This window comes from Sphingopyxis sp. (assembly GCF_016793825.1).
In the GTDB taxonomy this organism is placed as follows: domain Bacteria; phylum Pseudomonadota; class Alphaproteobacteria; order Sphingomonadales; family Sphingomonadaceae; genus Sphingopyxis.
Window position 1 is genome coordinate 425,872 of record NZ_JAEULM010000044.1, and the last position, 24,768, is coordinate 450,639.

21 protein-coding genes and 1 tRNA gene are annotated in these 24,768 nt (G+C 66.2%); 8 read left to right on the forward strand and 14 right to left on the reverse strand.

Annotated features, from left to right (window positions below; all coding sequences use genetic code 11):
* Positions 1-181: 181 nt before the first annotated feature.
* From JNM03_RS14960 to JNM03_RS14990, 7 genes are all read right to left on the reverse strand, one after another.
* Positions 182-1,246 (reverse strand): toprim domain-containing protein, encoded by a 1,065-nt coding sequence (locus JNM03_RS14960; RefSeq protein WP_136956115.1) that lies wholly within the window; start codon positions 1,244-1,246, stop codon positions 182-184.
* Entirely contained in the window at positions 1,246-5,610 is a 4,365-nt protein-coding gene (locus JNM03_RS14965) for a strawberry notch-like NTP hydrolase domain-containing protein (protein ID WP_136956116.1), read from the reverse strand. Before JNM03_RS14965 ends, JNM03_RS14960 begins: the two co-directional genes overlap by 1 nt.
* Positions 5,611-5,834: 224 nt before the next feature.
* Entirely contained in the window at positions 5,835-6,665 is an 831-nt protein-coding gene (locus tag JNM03_RS14970; protein WP_136956117.1) for a hypothetical protein, read from the reverse strand.
* Positions 6,662-7,186, reverse strand: a complete 525-nt coding sequence (locus JNM03_RS14975) for a hypothetical protein (protein WP_136956118.1) — start codon at positions 7,184-7,186, stop codon at positions 6,662-6,664. Before JNM03_RS14975 ends, JNM03_RS14970 begins: the two co-directional genes overlap by 4 nt.
* 131 nt (positions 7,187-7,317) lie before the next feature.
* On the reverse strand, positions 7,318-7,512 hold the full coding sequence (locus tag JNM03_RS14980; protein WP_136956119.1) for a hypothetical protein: 195 nt from the start codon (positions 7,510-7,512) through the stop codon (positions 7,318-7,320).
* Between the two features lie 135 nt (positions 7,513-7,647).
* The gene (locus tag JNM03_RS14985; protein WP_136956120.1) at positions 7,648-9,801 is read right to left on the reverse strand and encodes a ParB/RepB/Spo0J family partition protein; all 2,154 of its coding nucleotides are present in this window, start codon (positions 9,799-9,801) and stop codon (positions 7,648-7,650) included.
* Positions 9,802-9,916: 115 nt separating this feature from the next.
* A complete protein-coding gene (locus JNM03_RS14990; RefSeq protein ID WP_294037747.1) occupies positions 9,917-10,600 on the reverse strand; it encodes a hypothetical protein in 684 nt (227 codons plus the stop codon).
* A 465-nt stretch (positions 10,601-11,065) separates the two neighbouring features.
* On the opposite strand from JNM03_RS14990, the gene JNM03_RS14995 reads away from it, so the two are divergent.
* The 3 genes from JNM03_RS14995 to JNM03_RS15005 all read left to right on the forward strand — a co-directional run bounded on the left by JNM03_RS14995 (position 11,066) and on the right by JNM03_RS15005 (position 13,705).
* A complete protein-coding gene (locus JNM03_RS14995) occupies positions 11,066-11,335 on the forward strand; it encodes a CopG family ribbon-helix-helix protein (protein WP_168196115.1) in 270 nt (89 codons plus the stop codon).
* Entirely contained in the window at positions 11,332-11,625 is a 294-nt protein-coding gene (locus JNM03_RS15000) for a type II toxin-antitoxin system RelE/ParE family toxin (RefSeq protein WP_136956121.1), read from the forward strand. The genes JNM03_RS14995 and JNM03_RS15000 overlap by 4 nt, the downstream gene beginning before the upstream one ends.
* Before the next feature lie 379 nt (positions 11,626-12,004).
* A complete protein-coding gene (locus JNM03_RS15005) occupies positions 12,005-13,705 on the forward strand; it encodes a recombinase family protein (RefSeq protein ID WP_294037983.1) in 1,701 nt (566 codons plus the stop codon).
* On the opposite strand, the gene JNM03_RS15010 is transcribed toward JNM03_RS15005, so the two are convergent.
* The 7 genes from JNM03_RS15010 to JNM03_RS15040 all read right to left on the reverse strand — a co-directional run bounded on the left by JNM03_RS15010 (position 13,661) and on the right by JNM03_RS15040 (position 21,215).
* Positions 13,661-13,737 (reverse strand) — tRNA-Arg (locus JNM03_RS15010). The genes JNM03_RS15005 and JNM03_RS15010 overlap by 45 nt on opposite strands.
* 44 nt (positions 13,738-13,781) lie before the next feature.
* Entirely contained in the window at positions 13,782-14,309 is a 528-nt protein-coding gene (locus JNM03_RS15015; protein ID WP_294037750.1) for a DUF1254 domain-containing protein, read from the reverse strand.
* Positions 14,302-14,886, reverse strand: a complete 585-nt coding sequence (locus JNM03_RS15020; protein WP_294037752.1) for a DUF1214 domain-containing protein — start codon at positions 14,884-14,886, stop codon at positions 14,302-14,304. The genes JNM03_RS15015 and JNM03_RS15020 overlap by 8 nt, the downstream gene beginning before the upstream one ends.
* A 3-nt stretch (positions 14,887-14,889) precedes the next feature.
* Entirely contained in the window at positions 14,890-17,550 is a 2,661-nt protein-coding gene (gene ppdK / locus JNM03_RS15025; protein ID WP_294037754.1) for a pyruvate, phosphate dikinase, read from the reverse strand.
* A 112-nt stretch (positions 17,551-17,662) separates the two neighbouring features.
* Complete coding sequence (glyS, locus tag JNM03_RS15030) at positions 17,663-19,867, reverse strand: glycine--tRNA ligase subunit beta (RefSeq protein ID WP_294037756.1); 2,205 nt, start codon at positions 19,865-19,867, stop codon at positions 17,663-17,665.
* Positions 19,864-20,337, reverse strand: a complete 474-nt coding sequence (locus tag JNM03_RS15035; protein WP_367235944.1) for an endonuclease domain-containing protein — start codon at positions 20,335-20,337, stop codon at positions 19,864-19,866. The genes glyS and JNM03_RS15035 overlap by 4 nt, the downstream gene beginning before the upstream one ends.
* The gene (locus JNM03_RS15040) at positions 20,334-21,215 is read right to left on the reverse strand and encodes a glycine--tRNA ligase subunit alpha (protein ID WP_294037987.1); all 882 of its coding nucleotides are present in this window, start codon (positions 21,213-21,215) and stop codon (positions 20,334-20,336) included. The genes JNM03_RS15035 and JNM03_RS15040 overlap by 4 nt, the downstream gene beginning before the upstream one ends.
* Positions 21,216-21,462: 247 nt before the next feature.
* Here JNM03_RS15040 and JNM03_RS15045 point away from each other — a divergent pair, with 247 nt between their 5' ends.
* The 5 genes from JNM03_RS15045 to JNM03_RS15065 all read left to right on the forward strand — a co-directional run bounded on the left by JNM03_RS15045 (position 21,463) and on the right by JNM03_RS15065 (position 24,764).
* A complete protein-coding gene (locus JNM03_RS15045) occupies positions 21,463-21,675 on the forward strand; it encodes a helix-turn-helix transcriptional regulator (RefSeq protein WP_294037758.1) in 213 nt (70 codons plus the stop codon).
* Positions 21,644-22,105 carry a hypothetical protein gene (locus tag JNM03_RS15050; protein ID WP_294037759.1) on the forward strand — a complete coding sequence of 154 codons (462 nt, stop codon included), beginning with the start codon at positions 21,644-21,646 and terminating at the stop codon, positions 22,103-22,105. The genes JNM03_RS15045 and JNM03_RS15050 overlap by 32 nt, the downstream gene beginning before the upstream one ends.
* 62 nt (positions 22,106-22,167) lie before the next feature.
* On the forward strand, positions 22,168-23,100 hold the full coding sequence (locus JNM03_RS15055) for a TraB/GumN family protein (RefSeq protein ID WP_294037761.1): 933 nt from the start codon (positions 22,168-22,170) through the stop codon (positions 23,098-23,100).
* The gene (locus tag JNM03_RS15060) at positions 23,097-23,993 is read left to right on the forward strand and encodes a TraB/GumN family protein (protein WP_294037762.1); all 897 of its coding nucleotides are present in this window, start codon (positions 23,097-23,099) and stop codon (positions 23,991-23,993) included. The genes JNM03_RS15055 and JNM03_RS15060 overlap by 4 nt, the downstream gene beginning before the upstream one ends.
* A gap of 144 nt (positions 23,994-24,137) precedes the next feature.
* Positions 24,138-24,764, forward strand: coding sequence for a 50S ribosomal protein L25/general stress protein Ctc (locus JNM03_RS15065; RefSeq protein WP_294037763.1), 627 nt, complete (start codon positions 24,138-24,140; stop codon positions 24,762-24,764).
* The last annotated feature ends 4 nt before the right edge of the window (positions 24,765-24,768 follow it).

Here is a 24,768-nt window from a genome sequence, read left to right on the forward strand (position 1 = left end):
CTCGCGGCCGCGGCGGAAATTAGCCGCCGAACGCCGTTGCCGGGCCGGGGCGGCTGTCGTCCCGAACGCCTCTCAAGAAGGCAGCAAGGGCGCGGGCCTCTCCGATGATCGCAAGCGTCACCGCAACCGGCAGGCCGGACCTTGCCGAACCCCGAGCCGAAGCCCACGCCGCCTTTCCGGCTCAGCCGGGCATGGCCAGGAAACGGCCCGCATCCTCGGGGACGAGCTGCCCCGCCAGCGCCGCCGCCATCCGCTCGGCCCCGACCAGGCGCAGATCCTCGTTGAAATCGCCGAGCATGGGCGAGAGCGGCACGACCTCGATCCCGGCCCCGGAAGCCCGCTCGGTCAACCTCGCCAACGCAGCGTCGCCGGCCGGATCGTCGTCGCGGCCGACATAGAGGCGTCGGAGCGCGGACGGGAACAGGATGGCTCCAAGGTGGGGCGAGGACAGCGCGGCGATCATGGGCATGGCGGGCATGACCTGACGCAGCGACAGGATGGTCTCGATGCCTTCGCCGGCCGCCATCACCGCATCCGGTCTGCCGAAGCGGACACCGTGCCCAAGAAGGAAACCCATCGCGCGCCGAGGCGTGACCACCGGCGCCTTGGTCGATGTGGCAGGGTCGAGCCAGGTGCGATGAACGCCGGTGATCGCGCCGCCCTCATCGGTGACGGCGGCGATCATGGCAGGCCATGCGCGGCGGGTTCCGGGCAAGTCCTTCCGCGACGGGGTGTAGTAGCAGCGCGGGTGGAAACGGAGCGGATCGTCTGCCCGCAGGGCCGTGATCGCGCGTCCCCGCAGATAGGCTTGAGCGAGCGATCCACGGACAGGCCCGGACGCGGCGAACAGGCGCTTGGCGGCCTGCGGCGAGCCGGTGGGCGCGTTCGGCTCACGCGCATGGCCGGGACCATCGGCGCAAGGCTCGGGATGCGGCAGGCTGAGGAAGCTGCGCGCCTCGTCCAGCGTGTCGCGGAGCTGCGAATGGCCGCAGGCGAGCGCGATGATGTCGAGCAGGTCGCCATGCTCGCCGGTCGCGGCATCGGTCCATTTGCCGGCCGCGCCCCGGCCATCCTCCGAGCCGGACAGCCGCACATAGAGGCTGCGCCCCGGCGTGTTGTGGGCATCGCCGACCAGCCAATAGCGGCCTTCGCGATGCCCCTTCGACAGGTAATGACGGCAAACCGCCTCGGCCCGATCGCCGAGACGGTTTGCGAGTTCGCCTGCCTGATCCGACAGCCGGCCCATCACGCGACCGCCCGGTCGGCGATGCGCTGGAGCGGCCAGCGATCCATCAGGCGCTTCAGCACGGCCACGCCGACGGCATCGACGGGGACGAACATCCTGAGCGACCAGGAGATGATCTCATGGAACAGGCCGTAGGCGGTCAGCCGCTCGCGCATGGCGTCGGTGAAGCCGGTCAGCTCGATCCGGTAGGCGTTCATCACGCGCACGCGGCGAAGCTGGAGACCTTCAGCGAGGTCGAGCACGGTGCGCCCGTCCATCAGCGCGGCGAAGGCGGCTTGCGGGTCGAGGCTCGGCCCATCGTCATTGGCGGTCGCCGTCGCCACCCAGGCGGGCGACACCCGGCGGCCGACGATCCGCTCGCCATCATCGGTCTGGAGCCGATAGACGCGCGTGGATTCGTTCGGCAGGCGCTTCCAGATCGGGAGCAGCAGGCCCGTGACGATGTGCATGGTGCTGGTGGCGAACTCCGGCACCTCGGCCAGTTCCGCCTCCCAGGCGCGGGCGAAGTCCGCCCGGCTCGCCTCGCGCCATTGCGTCTGCGCCATCGCCTCCAGCGGCATCGGCGTCGATTCCATCGGCCGGACCAGCCGCACGCGGCGTTCGACGCTGCCGTCGTCGAGCAAAGCGCCCTTCGTCGGTATCTGCACGGCCGCACGGCCCGATTGTGCGTTGACCAGCAGGACCGCGCGCGGGTCCGACAGCCGGTCGAGCGCGTCGTCCAGTGTGAGGGGCCGATTGCGGTCTTTGCGTTCCATCGTCAGCAACCTCGTCTCCGCCGTGGTGCCCGGATGGGTATAGATGGTGCTCCGCTCGGCGATCGTGAAGCTCTCGGCCTGGAGCGTCTCCAGTCCCAGCTCGTAGGTTCCCGACGCGACGGCGCCCTCGATGCGGGCGGTCAGCAAGTCCTCGAACGCGGTGAACAGGACATTCTGCAAGTCGATGGTGAGCGCCAGCATCCGGTTGAGGAAAGTGGTGATCGGCGGCAGCTCGTCCTTGAGGCCGGTGTCGTCGCGCAGGCTGAGACCCGTCGCCTCCTCAAAGGCGAGCAGCGAACATCCCTCGACCTTGCCCGCATAGAGCAGGCGATAAAGCTGGCGCAGCGCATCGCGCGCATATTGCGATTCCAGATTATCCTCCGGCCGGAACAGCCCCTGGCCGCCGGTCTGGCGCTGGCCGCGCGTGATCGCGCCCAGCGTGTCGAGCCGGCGTGCGATGGTCGAGATGAAGCGCTTTTGCGCCTTCACGTCGGTCGTAACCGGCCGGAACAGCGGCGGCTGCTTCTGATTGGTGCGGTTGGTGCGGCCGAAGCCCTGGATGGCGTTGTCGGCCTTCCAGCCCGCTTCCAGAAGATAGTGGACACGCAGCCGCTGGTTCCTCGCGCCGAGGTCGGCGTGATAACTGCGGCCAGTTCCCCCCGCGTCGGAGAAGATCAGGATGCGCTTGGCGTCGCTCTGGAAGGCGTCGGTCTCGCCGACATTGGCCGAACCCGGCCGGCTCTCGACGACATAGCGGTCGATCCCGTCCGATCCGCGCCGCTTGACGATCCGCCGCGAACGGCCCGTCACCTCAGCAACCATATCGGTCCCGAAGTGGTGGAGAATCTGGTCGAGCGCGGCCGGCACCGGCGCCAGCGAAGCCAGATGCTCGATCAGTCGGTCCCGGCGGGCGGCCGCCTCGCGGGACTCGACCGGATTGCCATCCGGGTCGGTGACGGGCCGGGACGACAGATTGCCCTCGCTGTCGGTGAACGGCTCGTAGAGCTGCACCGGGAAGCTGTGTTCGAGGTAGGACAGGACATATTCGCGGGGTGTCACGTCCACGCGAACGTCGTCCCATTCCTCGGTCGGGATGTCGGCCAGCCGGCGTTCCTGCAATGCCTCGCCGGTCGAGACGATCTGGACGACGGCGCTGTGGCCGGCCGCCAGGTCACGCTCGATGCTGGCGATCAGCGAAGGCGTCTGCATCGCCGTGATGAGGTGATTGAAGAAGCGCTGCTTGGCCGATTCGAAGGCGCTGCGTGCCGCCGACTTGGCCTGGGCGTTGAGCGTGCGGGTCGCGCCGGTGATGTTGGCGGCCTGCATCGCCGCGTCCAGATTGTTGTGAATGATCTGGAACGCGCCCGCATAGGCGTCGTAGATGCCGATCTGCGCTCGCGTCAGCGCATGTTCGAGCATCTCATACTCAACGCCGTCGAAGGACAGCGAGCGGGCGGAATAGAGGCCGAGCGCCTTGAGGTCGCGGGCCAGCACCTCCATCGCCGCGACGCCGCCGTCCTCGATCGCCGCGATGAACTCGCTGCGCGTGGCGAAGGGGAAATCCTCGCCGCCCCACAGGCCGAGGCGCTGGGCATAAGCGAGATTCTGCACGGTGGTCGCGCCGGTGGCCGAGACATAGACGACGCGGGCATCGGGTAGCGCGTGCTGGAGCCGAAGCCCGGCGCGGCCCTGCTGCGAGGGCGCCTGCTCGCCGCGATCGCTGGTGCCGCCGGCCGCGTTCGCCATCGCGTGCGCCTCGTCGAAGACGATCACGCCGTCGAAGTCCGCGCCCAGCCAGTCGACGATCTGCTGCACGCGGCTCGCCTTCGCGCCGCGTTCCTGCGACCGCAGGGTGGCGTAAGTGGCGAACAGGACGCCCTCATCCAGCGTGATCGCCGTGCCCTGCCGGAAGCGGGAGAGCGGCGTCACCAGCAGGCGCTCCTGGCCGAGCGCCTCCCAATCGCGCATGGCGTCCTGATGCAGGGTCTCGGAACGGCTGATCCAGACGGCGCGGCGGCGGCCTTTCAGCCAGTTGTCGAGGATGATGCCCGCGACCTGGCGGCCCTTGCCCGCGCCGGTGCCGTCGCCGAGGAACCAGCCCCTACGGAAGCGCACGGCTTTCTCAGCATCGTCCGGCGCGGCGGTGACGCCATCCCAGCTATCATCGACCGTCCACGCTCCGGCGAGATGGCCGCCATGCGCCTCGCCCGCGAGGATCACGGATTCGAGCTGGGCGTCCGACAGGATGCTGTCGGTGACGAGGTTCGCCGGCAAGGTCGGCCGATAGCTCGGCTTGGGCGGCGAGACCGACGCCATCGCCGCCGATTGGACCAGCGGCGTCGGATGAGGCTTGGCGCCGTCGATGCGCAGCGACTGGAGCGCATAGGGCTCGTAGATCGCATCGGTCAGACGGCCGGCTTCGGCGGGCGTCCAGTCAATTGCCTCATAGGCCAGCTCCGCCGCCTCCGGCAGTACGATGGGCGCGGGCGTGGCTGGCCTGGCATGGCGGCGGACGGCGGGCTTCGCCGACATCGCCCGCATGGCGACGGGCAGCGCCACCGGCATGGCGGGCGGCGGCGCGTCGGGGCCGGACCCACGCGGAGGCACATGGTCGAGCACCCAACCGAGCAGGGTCGCGGTGTCGGGCGCAACACCCGGCGAGGCCGGGAAGACGGAAGGATCATCGGCGGGAACGCGCTCGATGACGGTCAGGCGCGTGTCGATGGTCGTGCCGTGCTTGGCATAGACGCGGCCGTCGATCGCAGCGGAAAACAGGACGCGCCCGCGCTCCTGAAGCCCGATGAAGCTGTCGGTCCAGGTGGAATTGTCGGGCGCGCAGCTCGCCCCGGTGATCGCGATCAGGCGGCCGCCCTCGGCGAGCCGGGCCAGCGCCGACCCGATATGGCGCAGCGCCGCGTCCTTCATCGTGCGATCGACATGGGCGACGGCCGAGAAAGGCGGGTTCATCACCACCACGCTCGGCACGATGTCGGCGCGCAGATAGTCATGGATATGCGCGGCGTCGTGGCGGGTGACGGGGCAATCGGCGAAAAGCCCCGCGAGCATCTCGGCGCGGATCTCGGCCAGCTCGTTGAGAACGAGGCTGCCCCCGCGCGTCTCAGCCTGGACCGCGAGGAGCCCGGTGCCGGCGGAGGGTTCGAGCACCAGATCGCCCGGCCCGATCGCGGCCGCGACAGTGGCGACGAAGCCCAGCCCGGCCGGGGTCGAGAATTGCTGGTACGCTTGGCTGGTCTCGGAGCGGCGCGTATGGGTGGGGAGCAGCGCCGCCACCTTCTCGATCATCGCCAGCGCGGCGAGCGGCGAGGCGGATTTACGCAGGACCGGGCCGCCATATTTACGCAGGAACAGAACCTGCGCGGCTTCGCAGGCGTCGTAGGCGGTCTTCCAGTCCCAGGCGCCATCGGCGTCCGAGCCGCCAAAAGCGGTCTCCATCGCCGAGCGCAGGGCGCGCGCGTCGATGGCGCGGCCCCGTTCGAGGTCGGGCAGGATGAGCGCGGCGGCGGCAAGGATGGACCGGGCGGTCGCGGCGAAACCGGGCGCGACGGGAAACGGCGCCGCCGAACGGGCAGCGGGAGCAGCAAGAGTCATGGCGAATGTCCTTGAGGAGAGCCGGGAGGGAATGGGCCACCGGACGCTCTCTCTCGATCCGGCCGACCCGCCCGTTCCCGGTCCGCCTCTCACTCTCTTGCAGTCGCGTGCGGTCAGAACACATCGGACACGCCGATCACCGCGCCGCGACGAATCCGGTCTCCAATCGCCGGACAAAAAAAGAGCCCGTCCCCGGCCGAAGCGGGGACGGGCCATGCTGAAGGTCAGGTATCGGGAGCGATCGGCAGCGCCCAGGTCTCGTGCCGGGCTTCGTCGATGACGAACCCATGCGGGCCGGGAGAATATTCCGCCGCGGGCACGAGAAAGCCGCGCAACGGCCTCCGTTCACGCTTGCCGCCGAGCGCCGCGACGCACTCCACGAACCCCGGCGAAGTCTGCGACCGGCTGGCCGAGACGACGATCCAGTCCTGGGCGTGGGCCTCCTCGAACAGGCGACGATCGTTCGAGAAGGATTCGCCCGGCGCGAGGGGCCGGCCGTGGACGGCTTCCCAGCGTTGGGGATAGGTATCGCGCAGGGTCTTCTCGGCGATGCGGCGCTCGTAGGCGGTGAACAGTTCGGGAAAGCCGCACGCGACCATCGCCCAATCGCAATCCTCCTCATACCAGCCACCCTCGATGCGAAGCGCGGCGGGCATCGCCGCGTTGCGGGCGTCATCGAGATTGAAGCCGCCATGGCTGGCGGTGACATGGAAGACGACGCCCTCGGCATAGACCGAGCCGCCCTGCGACGCGCCCCAGGGACTCCAGCGATCGGATGCCCGGTGCTGCCGGTCGAGCGCGATCATCTCGCGCCGATGCTCGACCTGCTCCGCGACGAGCGCCCGAAACTCCGCTTCGTCGGCGATCGCGTCGCCGAAGCCGGAGAAGTCGGCCCGCCGCCACTCGGCGATGGGCCGGTTGATCCGCCAGGCGCTCGCGAGGCGGAAGCCATCGTCGACCGGCAGCGCGAGATAGGCGTTGTCGCCGACCTGCGCCGCGAGATACTGATCGGCGGTGCGGCCATAGACGGCTTCGATCGGAGCGGCGGCGTTCATGCCGCCCTCCCGACCGGGATGGCGCCGGCTTCATCGTCGCCGACGATCTCGGCGATGGGATCGCAATAGCGGTTCTTTGCCATCCAAGCCTCCGCCTCGGCCATGTCGGACGCAAGGCGATGCAGTTCGGCGCCGCCCTTGCGGCGCGAGAGAACGCGGACCATTCCAGGCTTCGGCAGGTCGATGATCTCGAAGCGCAGGAACGTCGTGACATCGAAGACATGGTTGACCACGAGGATGACCGTGCCCTCGGACCCATAGGCCCCGTCGCGAAGCGTGATCGTTGCGGGATAGAGGAAACTGCCCGACCAGGGGGCGGTCTTCGCGTTGAGGCGGCCGACGCCATTGAAGCGTTGCCAGGTCCGCAATTTGCGGGTGAAGCGTTCCGGCGGCCTTGGCGTCCCGTCGAAATAGCGCAGGGTCGCGCCCAACGGAACGCGATCATAGACGGCATTGCCGTCAAGCGGGGGCGCAGCGGATGCGCCCGCCGGAGCGGCGGGAACGGTGGCGGAATATGTCATGGCGGTTCTCCGGGAGAGCGGGAAAGGAGCGAGCCGTCCGGCGCTCTCTCTCCATCCGGCCGGCTCACCCGGCCCCCGGCTTTCCTCGGGCTCTGGCCGCCGGCCCCGTTATGGGACCGGCGGCGCGCGGCTCAGTCGGTGAGCTTGCCGGCCGCGATGTCGGCGATCCATTCGGCGGCCTCGTCGAAATCGGCGTCGCCGTCGTCGACCTGCCGCGCCAGCGCGACGGCGCCCGATCGGCCGAGCTGGCCGAGACGCTGAATGGCGGCGAGCAGAACGGGCGCGAGCGCCTCGGCGTCCGCCAGGGCGATATCGTCGATCTTCATGGGATTCTCCTATGTTGGAATTGGAAGCCGCTGGCCGGAAGTGGCCCGGCGGCCATGCGAAAAGGCCCGGCGCTCGGCCGGGCCATTGGGCGCAAAAAAGGGGCGGAGCGGCCGAAACCGCCCCGCCCGATGCAGCTATTCCGCCGCGATGGCGTAGGCCGAGCCGGGCTCGTCCTCATCGCCGTCGTCGCCATCCTCGCCGAGGAACGCCGGGAGCGCCTCGCCGTCGGCGGCCGTGTCCGCGATCGGCAGGACGGGATCGACCTCCGGCATCCTCAGCGGTTCGGGAAGCCAGCCGGAATCGGCCAGCAGCCGCTCGGCTTCGCGGGCCATGTCGCCCTTCTTGAGGTGGTCGATCAGCCCGGCCTTCTGCGGCTCGGTGCCTTCGGCGACCGCTTCGAGGATGCGCGGCTTGGTGATGCGGCCGAGATAATTCTCGTAGGTCGGCCGCCAGCCCGTCACCGCCATGTCGAACCCGATAGCGCGGGCCAGGACATTGGCGTGCTCGATCCGGCGCGCGACGCCATGCGCCGAGACGCGGCCACCGCCATGCTTGGGGACCGGCTCCCATTGCGCGTTCACCGCATAGGCCGCGCAATGGGCGAACAGCGCCGCTTGGTCGGCGCCGTCGAGCTGCTGGATCGCGTCCCATGCATCCTTGTCGGACTTGGGAAGCCGCGCCTTCCAACCGGCGTGGCGTTCCTCCATCGCCTTCGCCGCCGCGCTTTCCCGCAGGCCCGGCGCCTGGAACGGGAAATAGACGCGGGAAACCGACAGCTCCAGGCAGGTCTCCGTCCGCACCTGATAGAAGGTGGTGAGCACCATCGCGTGCAGCACGGCGGCGAAGGCCACCGAGGGGTTCTGCGCGAAGGCGTCCTGCAGCGCGACCGTGCGGGATGCGGTCAGTTCGGCCACCAGCCTGTCCGGTAGCGGCTTGATGACTTCATCGTCGTCTTCGTCGCTGTCGGTGGCGACGGGCGCGACCGCGCCACCAAGCCTCTCGGAACCCGCCTGCACGGCGATGTCCGCCGGTTCATCGCCGGTCGCCTCGATCTCCTCATCGGTCTCCTCGTCGTCGGTTTCGACGGCTTCCTCCTCCGGCTCATCCTCCGGCCGCACATAGCCGCGGTCGATGTAGAGGGTGCCGTCAGCTTCGAGGCCGACGAACACGCCGGCGCGAGCCTGCTCCTGCGCGTCGTAGGTGCGGCGACCCTGCGACAAGGCGGCCAGCTCGACATCGATGGCGGTGACGCGGGCATCGACCTCGGCCGGGACGTCGCCCTTGCCCGCCCACTGTTCCTCCAGCGCATCGGCCTCGGCGCGAAGCTCGGCGATGCGGGCTTCGTCTTCCTCGGTCGGCGGCTCGCGGGTGGCTTCGATCGCGCGGCAGTCCGCGTCGTAACCATAGGGCAGATCGACCAGCGCCTCGACCCACTTCCAGCCTTCGGCCCTGATCCTGTTGGCCTCGGCGTCGAGCTTCTCGGCGACCAGGCGGTCGAGCAAGGCCGGATCGGTCAGCCAGCCGCCGTCATCGGGCTCGAACAGGTCGCGCGTCGGCGCCACGCCGCCCGCCGCGAGATAGGCGTCGAGACCGACGAACCGCACGCGGGCATCGGACATCTCCACCATATCCTCGGTCAGCTTGTCGCGGATGAAGCTGGGCGACTTGTTGATGCTGTGGTCGAGCTGCTTCCAGAGCTGCTCCTGGCGGGCATGATCGTCGCTGACGGTGAAGGCCATGAGCTGATCGAGAGTCATGTCGCCGGCGACATAGACCTCGTGCAGCGTCGGCGAGACCGCGGCGAGCTTCAGCCGCTGACGCACCACGGCCGGCGTGACGCGGAAGTGCGCGGCGATGGCCTCCTCGCGCTCACCCTTGTCGATCAGCACCTTCATGCCGTGAAACTCGTCGAGCGGGTGGAGCGGCTCGCGCTCGCTGTTTTCCGCAAGCGAGTCCTCCTCGGCCAGGACCGGATCGTTGGCCGCCTTGACGACGCAAGGCACCAGCGCATCCTTGGCCATCCGCTTGCGCTTCACGAGGATCGCCAGCGCGCTGTAGCGGCGGCCGCCGGCGGGCACCTCGAAGAAGCCGGTTTCGGCGCCGTCGTCATCGAGCTGCGGGCGGACATTGAGGCCGTGCAGCAGGCTGCGGCGCGCGATGCTGTCGGCAAGGTTCTCGATCGTCACGCCGTTCTTCACCCGGCGGACGTTCGATTGGGACAGGATCAGCTTGTCGAAGGGAATATCCCGCGACGGGCTGAGAACGATCTTGGCGGCAGCTTTTGCCATGTCGGTTACTCCATGACGAGCCGCCGCGAGACACTCTCTCGGCTATCCAGCCCGTCACGAAACCGAAGGCCCCCTCTCACTCTCTCCTGCGCTGCCGGGGCCGCCACGCCCGACGCTAGACGCCGCACATGCCCTCGCACTCATTGCCCCAGAGATCGAGCTGACCGCGATCGGCCGGGGTGCTGAGATCGGCTTGGTCGAGCGGCACGGCCGAGCGGTGCAGATACACCTCGCCCCGGATGCCGCGCAGACCGGTGCGGATCGCGCGGTCCACCACGACTGCTTCGCCCCAGGCTTCGGGATCGTGATCGCGGATCTCGCGCCAGCGCATGTCGGAATGGAAAGGACAGCCGACGCAGGCGCTCTTTGGCGGGATCGGGTAGTCGTGACGTTCGAGCCACCGCAGGCAGTCGTGTCGCGACATGCGCTGCTCGATCAGCGGCCAGCGGTTGACCTGCCACGCCTCGAACGAGGGCTTCATCCGTATCAGCTCGTCGAGCGAGATGCCGATCCACTGTTCGACGACAGGATGATCGGGCGAGCGGCGGCGGGTCAGGCCGATCAGCTCGCGCACCTTCCGGCGAATGGGGACGATCTTGTAATCTTTGGTGCATTGGCGCCGGATCATACCGATCTCGACATGGCGACGCTTTACCGTGCGGGTGAAGGCAGGGATCGAGGCCCAGCGTTCGCCGGCGCCGGCGCGCAGCAGGTCGGCACGAATATCGCCGGCTGAGACGATATGCACCGGGAATGGCAGGACGTTCGGCGACATGAGCCAGGCGAGATGCTCGCGCACGGCGCGCGGTTCCCAGCCTGTGTCGGCGAATATAGCGCAGTCGGGCATCGGCCCGATCTCCCCATGCGCGGCCATCAGCGCCAGCGTAGTCGATTGGACGCCCGCGCCGAGGCTGAGGACGCGCAACCGAAGCCGATCGCTAGAGGGGTTCTGGCCGAGGGTGATAAGGCCCGCTTGGTCGTAATATGCGTGGGCGGCTGTTGTGGTGAGCGCCATCGCGATTCTCCGCGACGGACCGGCAAGGGCTACTCCCTCTGCCTCGTGAGCCCGTCACGGCGACCGGGCCGGGCTCTCACTCTCAGCGGGGGCGTTGCGGGGGCGGCAGCCGCCCGCTCGAAGGGGTAGCGGGGGACCGCAAGGGCGCCCGCTCAGGGGAAGACTTTCCCCTCCCATCAAATCCGCATCAACCTTGCTTCCAGATTATTTTTGATTATATTTTAATCGAGTTGATAGAAGGTGATGAACATGGCGATCGAGACAAAAGTATTGACTACGCACGTCCCGCTGCATCTCGCGGAAAAGGTGGAAGCGATGGCCTCCCGGCTTGAACGCTCGCGCGGCTGGGTGATGAAGCAAGCGCTCGCCGCCTGGGTAGATCAGGAGGAAGAGCGTCACCGGATGACGCTCGAAGCGCTGGATGATGTCGATGCCGGGCGCGTGATCGACCATCAGGCCGTGCGCGCATGGGCGGACAGCCTCGGCACCGACGCCCCGCTGCCGCCGCCTTCGGCATGAGGATCAAGTGGACCGGCAAGGCGTCCTCGGATCTGGTCCGGCTGCACGAGCATCTGCGCCCGGTCGCTCCGGAGGCGGCGGCGCGGGTCGTACAGCAGCTCGCGCGCGCACCGGATCGGCTGCTCGACTATCCCCGGATCGGCGAGAAGCTGGACGCCTACGAACCGCGCGAAGTCCGGCGCATCATCGTAGGCAACTACGAGCTGCGTTACGAGATAGCGGACGCGACAATCTTCATCCTGCGCCTGTGGCATTGCCGCGAGGAGCGCAGCTTCGAGTCGGACGATTGACGATGAGACTGGCCGCCCGAAGCACTAGGACGCAGTGCACCGCCCTTCGCCCCTATCTGCGCTTCGCCGCGAGAGAGGCTTTGCATGAAGCGCGGGCACGACGCAGCTTGGCGGGATGGCCCTTCCTCGCAAATTACGTCGCCGCCAGCCTCGCCGCTGGGCCGAAGACCTTGACGACCTTTTCGACTACACCAACCGCGTTGCGCCACGGCGGGTGTCGCGCCGGGTGCGCTGCGATGACGGCCCGATCGTCGTCACGGACGACTGGCCGGACCAAGTCCCGATCGGCGATACCGAGCTGCGGGCGATCGAAGGCCATATGCGGCTGGAGCTGGACAAGCTGTTCGGTCCGCTGCCGTGAAGTGAGGAGTGAAGTATCATGACCAGCGCCGCCCTGCGACGAGGTAAAGATGAGGCGCCGGTCGTGGCGACCGCGCGCGCCGCTCTCTACCTGCGCGTCTCGACCGGCCGTCAGGCCGATAGCGACTTGTCGATTCCCGATCAGCGCCGCCAGATCGAAGGCTATTGTCTGTCGCGCGGCTGGGAAGTCGCGGCCGAGTTCGTCGAGCCGGGCAACACCGCGACCGACGACCGCCGGCCTGCCTTTCAAGCCATGATCGACGCGGCGATGCAAAAGCCATCGCTTTTCAACGTGATCCTCGTCCACAGTTTTTCGCGGTTCTTCCGCGACCAGTTCCAGTTCGAGTTTTACGTCCGCAAGCTGGCGAAGAATGGAGTGAAGCTCGTCTCGATCACGCAGGATTTGGGCGATGATCCGATGAGCGTGATGATGCGCCAGATCATGACGCTGTTCGACGAGTATCAGTCGAAGGAGAACGGCAAGCACACGTTGCGCGCGATGAAGGAGAATGCCCGCCAAGGCTTTTGGAATGGGGCGAGAGCACCCATCGGCTATCGCGTGGTTGCAGCCGGGGAGCGTGGCGCGAAGATCAAGAAAAAGCTGGAGATTGACCCGATTCAAGCGGAAACGGTGCGGCGCATCTACCGAATGGCGCTCAACGGCGTCGAAAATCGGGGACCGATGGGCCTCAAGTCGATCGCCACCTGGCTCAATGAGAACAATATCCGCACCCGCGATGGCGGGCGCTGGGGCTTGGGCGCGGTGCATCAAGTGCTCACTCGCACAACCTACATCGGGCAACACCGCTTCAACACTCGTGACCATAAAACGAAGACGCCGAAGCCGGAGAGCGAGCACGCCGTCATGGAAGTGCCGCCGATCGTCTCGGAAGCGGAGTTCGAGGCGGTCCAGCGCTCGCTCAAGGCGCGTAGCCCAAAAATGATGCCGCCGATGGCGGTGGGCGGGCCGACGCTGCTTACAGGCATCTGCTTCTGCGCGTGCTGCGGCGGCGCGATGACGCTACGAACGGGCACAAGCAGCATGGGCCGGGAGTATCGTTACTATACCTGCTCGACGAAGGCACGGCAGGGTTCCACCGGCTGTCCCGGCATCACCGTGCCTATGGAACGGCTCAATGAGGCGGTGGTCGATCATCTCGAAGCGCGGCTGCTCGACCCTGCACGGCTCGAAGCTCTGATGGATCAGATCCTTGAACGCCGCGACGAATGGGTAAATCACCGTCGCCAGCATGTCGCCGACCTTGAGCGGCGCGCGACCGAGGCGGAAGCCAAGCTCAAGCGGCTCTATGACGCGATCGAGAACGGCGTCATCGACGTGAATGATTCGTCGCTCAAGGACCGCATCGCCGAACTGACCGCAACCCGCGATCAGGCCAAAGGCGATTCCGAGCGGGCGTTGGCCCATATTGTGAAGATCGGCCCGGCCATCACGCCCGAGAGCCTGCGGGCCTTTGCCGCCGCCCTGAAAAAGAAGCTGAGGAACGGCGACGGCACATTTGCGCGCGACCAGGTTCGTGCGGTCGCACAGCGGGTTGAAGTGGTCAGCCGAAAGGAGATTCGGATTCGCGGCCTGCGGAGCGAACTCCTGCGAACGCTAACCGCCGCCTCTGGCGTAGAGGCGGCGGTTCTAGGCGTTCGCAGCTTTGAACCGAAATGGCGCACCCGGAGCGATTCGAACGCCCGACCCCCAGATTCGTAGTCTGGTGCTCTATCCAGCTGAGCTACGGGTGCGTGGAGAGGCGCCTTTAAGGGGCCGTGCGCGGGGGCGCAACCCCCTATTTCAGCTTTGTGACCGTCGCGCAGGACGATTGTCGGCGTATGGCGTCAAGCTCGCCGATTTCCGAGGGATCTTTCAGCAAAAGCCGGATCAGCGCAATGCCACGGTCATGGTCCGTGCGAACGACGTCGGTGCCCGAAGGTACCGGCTGATCGGTTCGGGCCACGATGATTCGGAACGGCTTTCCACCAGCCTCGATATCGTTGCGGACGAAGATCACGTCGGTCGCAGCATCGAAGATGCTGAGCGACGTATAGCGACCCGGCACTGGCGTGACATCGATCGCCACCGGCCCTGCCGCGAGATCATAGGGGCAACTGGAATAAGCAAGGTCGGGACTGGGGCGCACGACCGGCTGACGCTCCGGCGTCGCGAGGCGGCCATAGGACATGGTATTGATCCCGCCCTGCCCCAGCCGGTCGATCGCGACGGTCATGAGGCCATAGGGAATGGCCCAGATCGCGATCCATGCAGTCGCACCGGCGACAAGGAGGCCGAGGGCGAGCGGGCCGAGCCAGCTACGCATTGGGACAGCCCTCCTTCACGATGCGCGGCAGCGCAGCCTTTTCGGGATTGGCGCGAAAGGCGTCGCCGGGATTGTACATGCGGAGGGTCAACTGGAAAGACTGCCCCTTTATGCCGGGCAGCCACGCCGCACCGTCAGGCTTGTCCGGCGAAATCGTGACGCGCCATTCGCCCTTCGCGTCGAGAGCCACATTGGCGCCATTGACCGACCAGACGCGCGCGGGATTATCGACCAGATATCCTTTGTCGTCATAGACGGTGACGCTCCACCACCGGGCATCGAGCGGAGTGCCGGACAGGGCATAGCGGCAATTGCCGTCGAGCTTTGCCCCCGCCCCGTCGGTCCTTGCCAGCCAGTAGATCGTTTCCCTTGCGGGCAACGCGAGAAGGCCGGAACGCGCCACCATGGCACGGGTCAACGGATCGGTCGTCTTGGTTCCATAACCGAGCGATGTCGACCAAGGGCCGTTTCGGACGCCGCCCTGCCCCAGTCCACCATTGGTCAGCGCCCATGCGGCGCCGAGCCCCACCGCCATACCGCCCACCAGAGTGATCGTATAGCGGTGCCAGCCCTTCATTCCCTATCCCCTCTTGAGCGCCGCCTGCGCCGCCGCGAGACGTGCGATGGGCACACGGTAAGGGGACGCACTGACATAGTCGAGGTCCGTCTGCTCGCAGAAATGAATGCTCGGCGCATCGCCGCCGTGCTCGCCGCAGATGCCCAGCTTGATACCCGATCGAGCACCGCGGCCGCGCTCGACAGCGAGTTCGATCAACTGGCCGACGCCCTGAACGTCCAGACTGACGAATGGATCGGTGACGAAAATGCCCTTGTCGACATATTGGGTCAGGAACCGACCCGCATCGTCGCGACTGATACCGATCGTCGTCTGGGTGAGGTCGTTGGTCCCGAACGAGAAGAATTCGGCGCTTTGCGCGATTTCACCCGCCATCAGCGCGGCGCGTGGCAATTCGATCATCGTCCCCACGAGATAGGCGATCTCTCGCCCCTTTTCAGCGAACACCGCCTTCGCCTGGGCATCGACGACCGCCTTCATCAGATCGAACTCGCGGCGCGTCGCCACCAGCGGAATCATCACTTCCGGAATTGGGGCAGCGCCGGTTTGCGCCGCAACGTCGCACGCCGCCTCAAAGATCGCGCGCGCCTGCATTTCATAGATTTCGGGATAGGTGACACCCAGGCGGCATCCGCGATGACCCAGCATCGGGTTGAATTCGTGCAATTCGCTCGCGCGTGCCTTCAGCTTCTCGATCCCCACGCCTGCCGCTGCGGCAACGTCGGCGAAGTCCTCCTCGCGCGTCGGCAGGAATTCGTGGAGCGGCGGATCGAGCAGACGGATCGTGACCGGAAGGCCCGCCATCACGCCGAAGATCGCGGCGAAATCGCCACGCTGTTCGGGCAGCAGCTTGGCGAGCGCGGCGCGGCGCCCCTCCTCACTGTCGGCCAGGATCATCTCGCGCACCGCCGTGATCCGCGCGGCGTCGAAGAACATATGCTCGGTGCGGCACAGCCCGATGCCCTCTGCCCCGAAGTCGCGCGCGACCTGCGCGTCGGTCGGGGTTTCGGCGTTGGTCCGCACCTTCATGCGGCGCACCTTGTCGGCCCAGCCCATCAGCGTGCCGAAGTCGCCGACCAGTTCGGGCAGCAGGGTCGGAACCTCGCCGGCCATCACTTCGCCGGTCGATCCGTCGAGCGTCAATATATCGCCTTCGCGCAGTTCGCGGCCCGCGACGCGCAGCACGCGCGCGTTGCCGTCGATCGAAAGCCCGCCCGCGCCCGAGACGCAGGGGCGTCCCATGCCGCGCGCGACGACCGCCGCGTGGCTGGTCATCCCGCCGCGCGCGGTCAGGATGCCCTTTGCGGCGTGCATGCCGTGAATGTCCTCGGGGCTCGTCTCGACGCGGACGAGAATCACCGCATCGCCCATGCCCGCAGCTTTCTCCGCGCTGTCGGCGTCGAACATGATCTTGCCCGATGCCGCGCCGGGGCTCGCCGGGAGCCCCTTGGTGAGCACATCGCGCGGCGCCTTGGGATCGAGCGTCGGGTGGAGAAGCTGATCAAGCGCCCCCGGATCGACGCGGCCGACCGCTTCCTCTTCGGAGATCAATCCCTCGGCCGCCATTTCGACCGCGATGCGCAGCGCCGCCTTGGCGGTGCGCTTGCCGCTGCGCGTCTGCAACATCCACAGCGTCCCGCGTTCGACGGTGAATTCGATGTCCTGCATGTCGCGATAGTGGTTTTCGAGCGTGTCGAAGACGCGGCCGAGCTCGCCGAAGGTTTCGGGCATCGCCTCTTCCATCGACAGCGGCTTGGCGCCCGCCCGCTCGCGCGCGACCTTGGTCAGATATTGCGGCGTGCGGATGCCCGCGACGACGTCTTCCCCCTGCGCGTTGATCAGCCATTCGCCGTACCAGGCGCGCTCGCCGGTCGCGGGGTCGCGGGTGAAGGCGACGCCGGTGGCCGAGGTGTCGCCCATGTTGCCGAACACCATCGCCTGTACATTGACCGCGGTGCCCCATTCGCCGGGGATCGAATTCAGCCGGCGATAGACTTTCGCGCGGTCGCTTTCCCAGCTCGCGAAGACGGCGCCGATCGCGCCCCAAAGCTGATCCTTCGGGTCCTGCGGGAAAGGCGCGCCGGTCTCACGCTCGACGATCGCCTGATATTCCTTGACCAGCGCCTGCCAGTCCCCGGCCGACATTTCGGTGTCGAGATAGAAACCGCGATCTTCCTTGGCGATTTCCAGCGCTTCCTCGAACTCGGCATGGTCGAGGCCCATGACGACGTCGGCGTACATCTGGACGAAACGGCGATAGCTGTCCCATGCAAAGCGCGGATCGCCCGATGCTTCGGACAGGCCGACGACGGTCTGGTCATTGAGCCCGAGGTTGAGGACGGTGTCCATCATGCCGGGCATCGACACGCGGGCGCCCGAACGGACCGAGACGAGCAGCGGGTCGGCGGCATCGCCGAACCTCTTGCCGGTGATGCCCTCGATATGCGCGATGCCGGCGGCGACATCCTCGACCAGCCCGGCCGGGAATTGTTCGCCATTGGAATAATAGGCGGTGCAGACGTCGGTGGTGATCGTAAAGCCCGGCGGGACCGGCAGGCCGATCGAGGCCATTTCGGCAAGGTTCGATCCCTTGCCACCGAGCAATTCCTTCGAGCGTTCGGCCGTCGTGGCCGCTCCGCCGAACAAATGCACCATCTTCGTCATGTCATGCTCCTGCTGCCCCGGGGAGGAGGTTGCGGCTGGGTAGGTATGCAATCGTAATTGGTCGATTCAGAATTACTTCGTTCGTTATAAGCTGCGGCACATAACGGCCACGTCAGCCCTCGATCTTTGAAAAATCCGCAACGCCATGCACCGCGCCGGTAAAGCGCGACAGCAGGCCGAGGCGATAGGCACGGACCGCTTCGTCGGGGTCGTTGACCATCACGCCATCGAAAAAGGCATCGATCGGAGCGCGGAGGCTGGCGAGCGCGGCCATCGCATCGGTGAAGCGTTCGTCGGCTACCGCGGCGGAGGCGGCGGGTTCGGCGGCGTCGAGCGCCGCGAGCAGCGCGGCTTCTGCGGGGTCCAATTCTCCCCTCCCGCTTGCGGGAGGGGTCGGGGGAGGGCCTGTTTCGTCGGAAGAGCCATCAGACATGCCCTCCCCTAGCCCCTCCCGCAAGCGGGAGGGGGATAGCTCGCCCGCCTGCTTCAGGATATTCGCGGCGCGCTTGAAGCCCGCGAGCAAGTTGGTGCCGTCCTCGGTCGCCATGAACGTTTGGAGCGCTTTCACGCGGGCGAGCAGGCGGACGAGATCATCCTCGCCGCCGAGCGCGAACACCGCGTCGATGAGGTCGTGACGGACGCCGGCTTCGCGCTGCTGGACTTTGAGGCGGTCGGCGAAGAAGTCTACGATTTGTTTGGCCGTTTCGGACTTTCGGCCATCGATTATTCCCTGTGCTTTGCCCCTCGGCATCGCGTGGAAGCTTCCGTCTCTCATTTCGAGAAGCGTTCCGCGCTTGAAAGCATCGAACGACGAATTGGAAAGCGCACGGCCGAGCTGCAATCGAAGCTCATTCGCTTGCAGAAGGGCTAGAATACCCAAAGCCGCTCGCCGAAGTGCAAAGGGGTCTTTCGAGCCCGTCGGAAACTCCTCAATCGCGAAGAACGCCGAGATTGTATCGAGCTTGTCCGCCAGCGCCACAGCCACCGTCACCGGCGCCATCGGCACATCGTCGCCCTGCCCGACCGGCTTGTAATGATCGCGGATCGCGTCGGCGACGGCGTCGGGCAGGCCTTCGGCGCGGGCGTAATAGCCACCCATCAGACCCTGCAATTCGGGGAATTCGCCGACCATTTCGGTGACGAGGTCGGCCTTGGCCAGTTCTGCCGCCTGCCGCGCGAGCGCGGGGTCGCAGTTCGGGACGATGCCTTCGCTCGCCAGCCATTCGGCGAGCTTCGCGACGCGCGCGACCTTGTCGGCGACGGTGCCCAGCTTTTCGTGGAAGGTGATGTTTGCCAGCTTCTCGGCGTGCTGTTCCAGCGTCTTCTTCTGATCCTGTTCCCAGAAAAAGCGCGCATCCGAGAGCCGCGCGGCGAGCACCTTGCGGTTGCCTGCGACGATCTCCGCGCCGCCGTCGCTCGCGTCGATGTTCGCGGTGCAGATAAAGCCGTTGGCGAGTTTGCCGTCAGCGCCGTTCACGACGAAATATTTCTGGTTCACGCGCGCGGTGAGCTGGATGACCTCGGGCGGCACTTCGAGGAACGCTTCGTCGAAGCGGCCGAGGAGCGGCACCGGCCATTCGGTGAGCCCGGCATTTTCGATCACCAGCCCCTCGTCCTCGACGAGCGCCAGCCCCGCGTCGACGGCGACCCTGGCGGCGCCGTCGCGGATGATCGCCTGCCGCTCCTCATGATCGACGATGACGTGGCCCGCACGCAGTTTGTCGGCATAGTCCGCCGCCGAGTCGATCGTGATCTCGCCGGGGCAGTGGAAGCGGTGGCCGCGCGTCGCGAAGCCCGACGCGATGCCGCCGATTTCGCACGGCACGAGTTCTTCGCCGAAAATCGCGACGATGCCCGACAGCGGGCGGACCCAGCGCAGGCTTTCGCTGCTCGCGCTTTCCTTGCCCCAGCGCATCGACTTGGGCCACGCAAAGCTGCGGACGATCGCGGGGATCGCTTCGGCCAGCACCTCGGCCGTCGCGCGGCCGGGCTTGTCGATCACGGCGAACCAGACGCCGTCGCGGTCTTCGAGCTGGTCCTGCGTCAGGCCGGTCTTGCGCAGGAAGCCTTCAAGTGCTTGCGGCGGCGCGCTGCTGCGCGGGCCCTTGAGCTCCTCGCTGACCGCAGCGGTTGCCTCAGGCAGGCCTTTCGCAATCAGCGCCAAGCGGCGCGGCGTCGACCAGATGGTGAGGTCGCCCACTTCGAGCCCCGCAGCGCCGAGTTGCGCGCGGAACAATTTTTCCAGCTCGGCGCGCGCGCCGGCCTGCATCCGCGCCGGGATTTCCTCGCTGCGCAGTTCGAGAAGAAGGTCGGTCATCGCACATCCTCCCCGCTTGCGGGGAGGGGGACCATGCCCGAGGCATGGTGGAGGGGGCTATCGATCTTGAGCCGAAGCAGCGCGACTACGCCGTCCATATTGTCCAGCACATCCTTTGCCGCCACACGAACAACCTCAAAACCTTGCGCCGAAAGAAATGCATCGCGCGCGGCATCGCGAGCAGGCGCCTTCCCGCGATCATGCGCCTGACCGTCGATCTCCACGATCAGCTTTGCCGCCATCGAACAAAAGTCGGCCACATAAGGTCCGACGGGATGTTGGCGGCGGAATTTCATGCCGAGCTTCTGCGCACGTAGTTGCTCCCACAGGAGAACTTCGGGCAGAGTCATTTCGCGGCGGAGCTTGCGTGCGGTGTAGACCTGCGGACGCTGGAGCGCACGCGACCCCCCTCCACCACGCTTCGCGCGGTCCCCCTCCCCGTTTCGGGGAGGATTTTGGGCGGCCATCATAGCGTCCACCCCGGATATTTTTCGGTCCAGCGTTCGGATTGGCTGTCGATCCACGCCTTGCAGCTTCCCTTTGCGAGATCACGGACGCGCGCCATATAATTGGCGCGTTCCTGCACGCTGATCACGCCGCGCGCCTGCAGCAGGTTGAAAAGGTGGCTCGCCTCGATCGCCTGATCGTAAGCGGCGAGAGGCACGCCCGCGTCGATCGCGCGCTTGCACTCTTCTTCGGCCGCCTTGAAACCCGTGAACAGGGTATCCGTGTCCGCAACCTCGAAATTCCATTTCGAGAATTGCCGCTCGTTTTCCAGGAAGACGTCGCCATAGCTGACCGCTGCGACCTCTCCGACCGCGTCCGAGAATTTGAGGTCGTACACATTGTCGACATTCTGGATGTACATCGCGAGGCGTTCGAGCCCGTAGGTGAGCTCGCCCGCGACCGGCTTGCAATCATAACCGCCCATCTGCTGGAAATAGGTGAATTGCGACACTTCCATTCCGTCGCACCACACTTCCCAGCCCAGCCCCCACGCGCCGAGCGTCGGCGATTCCCAGTCGTCCTCGACGAACCGGATATCGTGGAGCAGCGGATCGACCCCGATGGCGGCGAGGCTGCCCAGATATTGCTCCTGCAGGTCGGCGGGCGACGGCTTCAGGATCACCTGATACTGGTAATAATGCTGAAGCCGGTTCGGGTTTTCGCCGTAGCGTCCATCGGTCGGCCGACGGCTTGGCTGGACATAGGCGACGTTCCACGGCTCGGGCCCGAGACTGCGCAGGGTCGTCGCGGGGTGAAACGTGCCCGCCCCGACACGCATGTCATAGGGTTGCAGGATCGCGCAGCCGCGCGCGCTCCAATAGGCGTGCAGCGTCAGGATCATGTCCTGAAAGCTGAGGACTTTCTTTTCCGCCGCGTCGGCCACCTTTTCCCGTCCTTCGCAGGTGCAACAACTGCCGCCGCCCTTGGCGCAGCACGGGCGCAGGGTCAAGGGACAGCCGAGTCCCTGTTCCGATCAATGTCATCCTCGCCTGCCAAAATGTAAGGGGTTGTTGACATGGTCAGCGAATCGTGTCATTTAGTCAATAACACCTGACATAATGTCGGGTTTAAATGACCAGAGGTGATGCATGGAGAACCAGCTCAAGGTGCTTCGGGCGATGCGGAACTGGAGCCAGGCCGAATTGGCCGACCGGCTCGACGTTTCGCGGCAAGCGGTGAACGCGATCGAAACGGGAAAATACGACCCGTCGCTGCCGCTCGCCTTCAAGCTCGGACGACTGTTCGACATGCGGATCGAGGAGATTTTCGATGACGGTTTCAACGGAGGCAATGATGAGTGACGCAGGCAAAGTGGCGAAGCGCCCCATGTCCCCGCGCCGCAAGCGCTATTTCATCGCACTCGGCCTCGCCGGTCTGTTCGGCGGTGTTCTGGGCGCGTGGATGCAGATATCGCAGAACGCAGAGCATTCGACCGGGTTCGCGATGCTCAGCAATTCGCCGTTGCCCGCCAATTTCGCGATCGGCGCGTCGATCATCTGGGTTGTCGGGATGATCGTATCGCTGGTCATCTATCACCGGGCCGTCGACGACCATGAGGAGCGCGCCTATCTGTGGGCGGGCACGGCCGGCTGGTACACCATCACACTCGCCTCGCCGGCATGGTGGGTTCTTGCCCGCGCCGGCCTTGCGCCGCCCGCCGATGCGATGCTGATCTTCGCCGGCGCCCTTGTGGTCAATTGCGCGGTGTGGCTCTGGCTCAAATATCGCTGACTTTTCCTCTCCCCTTCCCCTCCGACCCCGGCCATAAGGCCAAGAATGAAAGGTATTTTTCGATGAAGACCTGGTTCAAGACGCTCGCCTCCAGCTGCGCGATCATCCCCTTTGCCGCCTGCGCGCTCACCCCCGGACACAGCGCGGTCGCGAAAGAGCCCGAAGCCGTCAAGGCGGCCGCGGTCACGACCGCCAAACCCGCCATCTGGTCGGTTTCCGACGACGACACCACCGTCTATCTCTTCGGATCGGTCCATGTGCTGAAGCCCGGCCTCAGCTGGTTCGACGGCGCGGTGAAACAGGCGTTCGACAAATCCGACGAAATGGTCCTCGAACTCGTCCTGCCCGAAGACCAGTCGGAAGTGGCGAAGACCACCTTCTCGATGGCCGCCGACACCAGCGGCAAAACGCTGCCGCAAAAACTCGACCCCGAGGCACTGAAGGCCTATCAGACCGTCGTGACGGGACTGGGGCTCCCGGCAAATGCATTCGACTCGTTCAAGCCCTGGTTTGCCGCGATTACGCTGTCGGTGCTGCCACTCACGAAACTCGGCTACGACCCTGAGCAGGGCGTCGAGAAACAACTGACCGCGGCCGCGAAGCGGGCAGGCAAACCGATATCGGGCTTCGAAACGCTCGAGGAACAGCTCGGCTTCTTCGATACGCTGCCCGAAACGCAACAGGTCGCCTTCCTGAACTCGACGGTGAAGGACATCGACAAGCTCGGCCCGACGCTCGACCGGATGGTAGTGCTGTGGAGCAAGGGCGACCCCAAGGCGCTGGCCGCCGAAATGAACGACAGCATGAAGGCGACTCCCGAGCTGACCAAGACCCTGCTGTGGGACCGCAACGCGCGCTGGGCCGACCAGATCAAGGCGCGGATGGACAAGCCCGGCACCGTGTTCGTCGCTGTCGGCGCAGGCCATCTGGCCGGCGAGCACAGCGTGCAGGACTATCTGAAGGCCCGCGGCCTGAAGGCGAAGCGCGTTCAGTGAAACATGTCCGGACCATCCCCGGCCGGCATGGGGGTCGTCGCTTTGCGGCGGCCCTTTTGCCGTTGCTGCTGGCGGCATGCGGCGCAAGACCCGCGACCGAGGCGCGGCCCGCCATGTGGCTGGTCGAGGATGCGGACACCTGCATCTATATGCTCGGAACCATGCACGCGCTGCCAGCGGGTACCGACTGGAACCGCGGCAAGGTCGCCGAGGCGGCGAATGCAGCGGACGAACTGATGCTTGAACTGTCGCCAGAGCAGCTTGCCGAGGCCGGAGCAGTGTTTCAGAAGCTCGCTCCGCGCGACAAGCCGCTCGCGATGGAGGCGCGGCTGCCCGCCAAGGCACTCGCCGCCTATCGCAGGCTCGAAGGCGGAAGCGATTTCGGCAGCGACAAGCTCGACGATTGGGCCATATTGGTATTGATGGGGCAGAAGGTCGCGGCCGAAGCCGAGCTGTCGCCGGCAGCGGGGGTGGAAGCGGGACTGACCGCGACTTTCCGTGCTGCGGGCAAGCCGATCTCGGGGCTCGAAAGCGCCAAGGCGCAGTTGATGCTGTTCGAAACGCTGGACGCAGCGACGCAGCGAACATTGCTTGTCCGCGCAGCCGATAACATCGACCATGCGCAGAGCGACGTCGATGCGATGGCCAAAGCCTGGTCGCGCGGCGACGCCGATGCGCTCGCGAAGGTCGTCAACGAAGACGTCGACCGCGTCCCAGCCGCGCGCAAGGCGATCATCACCGACCGCAACCGGCGCTGGAGCGAGTGGGTGAAGCGGCGCATGGACAACCCCGGCACGGTATTGATGGCGGTTGGCGCCGGCCATCTGGTTGGACAGGACAGCCTGCCGGCGATGCTCGAAGCCGAAGGGCTGACGGTGAGACGAGTGCAATAGTCGCACGCGCCGCGTCGCCAGCCTGCGCCGGACGACCGGCGAGTGCTTGCATTTCGGCCCCGCTGCCGCTATGCGCCCGCGCTTCCGTCATGGTCATCCCTGGAGGCGTGGCGGAACTGTGTAACCGAATCTCGGAGAAATGATATGAGCGATCAGCTGACGCTGACGGCCGAGACGCGCGAACGCGGAGGCAAGGGAGCCTCGCGTGAACTGCGTCGTAATGGCCGCGTCCCCGCCGTCGTCTATGGCGGCAAGGAAGAACCCCTGATGATCCACGTCGAAGAAAAGCTGCTGATGAAGCAGCTGATGACGGGTCACTTCATGAACTCGGTCGTGATGATCGACGTCGACGGCAAGCAGATCCGCACGCTGCCGAAGGACGTCGCTTTCCACCCCGTGAAAGATCGTCCGATCCACGCGGACTTCCTGCGCATCTCGAAGGACGCCAAGGTCCACGTCGACGTGCCGGTCGTGTTCGCGAACGAAGATGCCTCGCCGGGCCTGAAGCGTGGCGGCGTGCTCAACGTGGTCCGTCACGAACTGGAACTGATCTGCGATGCGGACAAGATTCCTGACGGAATCACGATCGACGTCACCGGATTCGATGTCGGCGATTCGATTCACATCAGCCACGTCGCCCTGCCGAAGGGTGCCGAAAGCGCCATCACCGACCGCGATTTCACCATCGCGACCATCGTTGCTCCGTCGGCGCTCAAGTCTAGCGATGGCGATACGACGAAGGATGACGGCGAAGCCGCCGGAGACGCCTGAAACT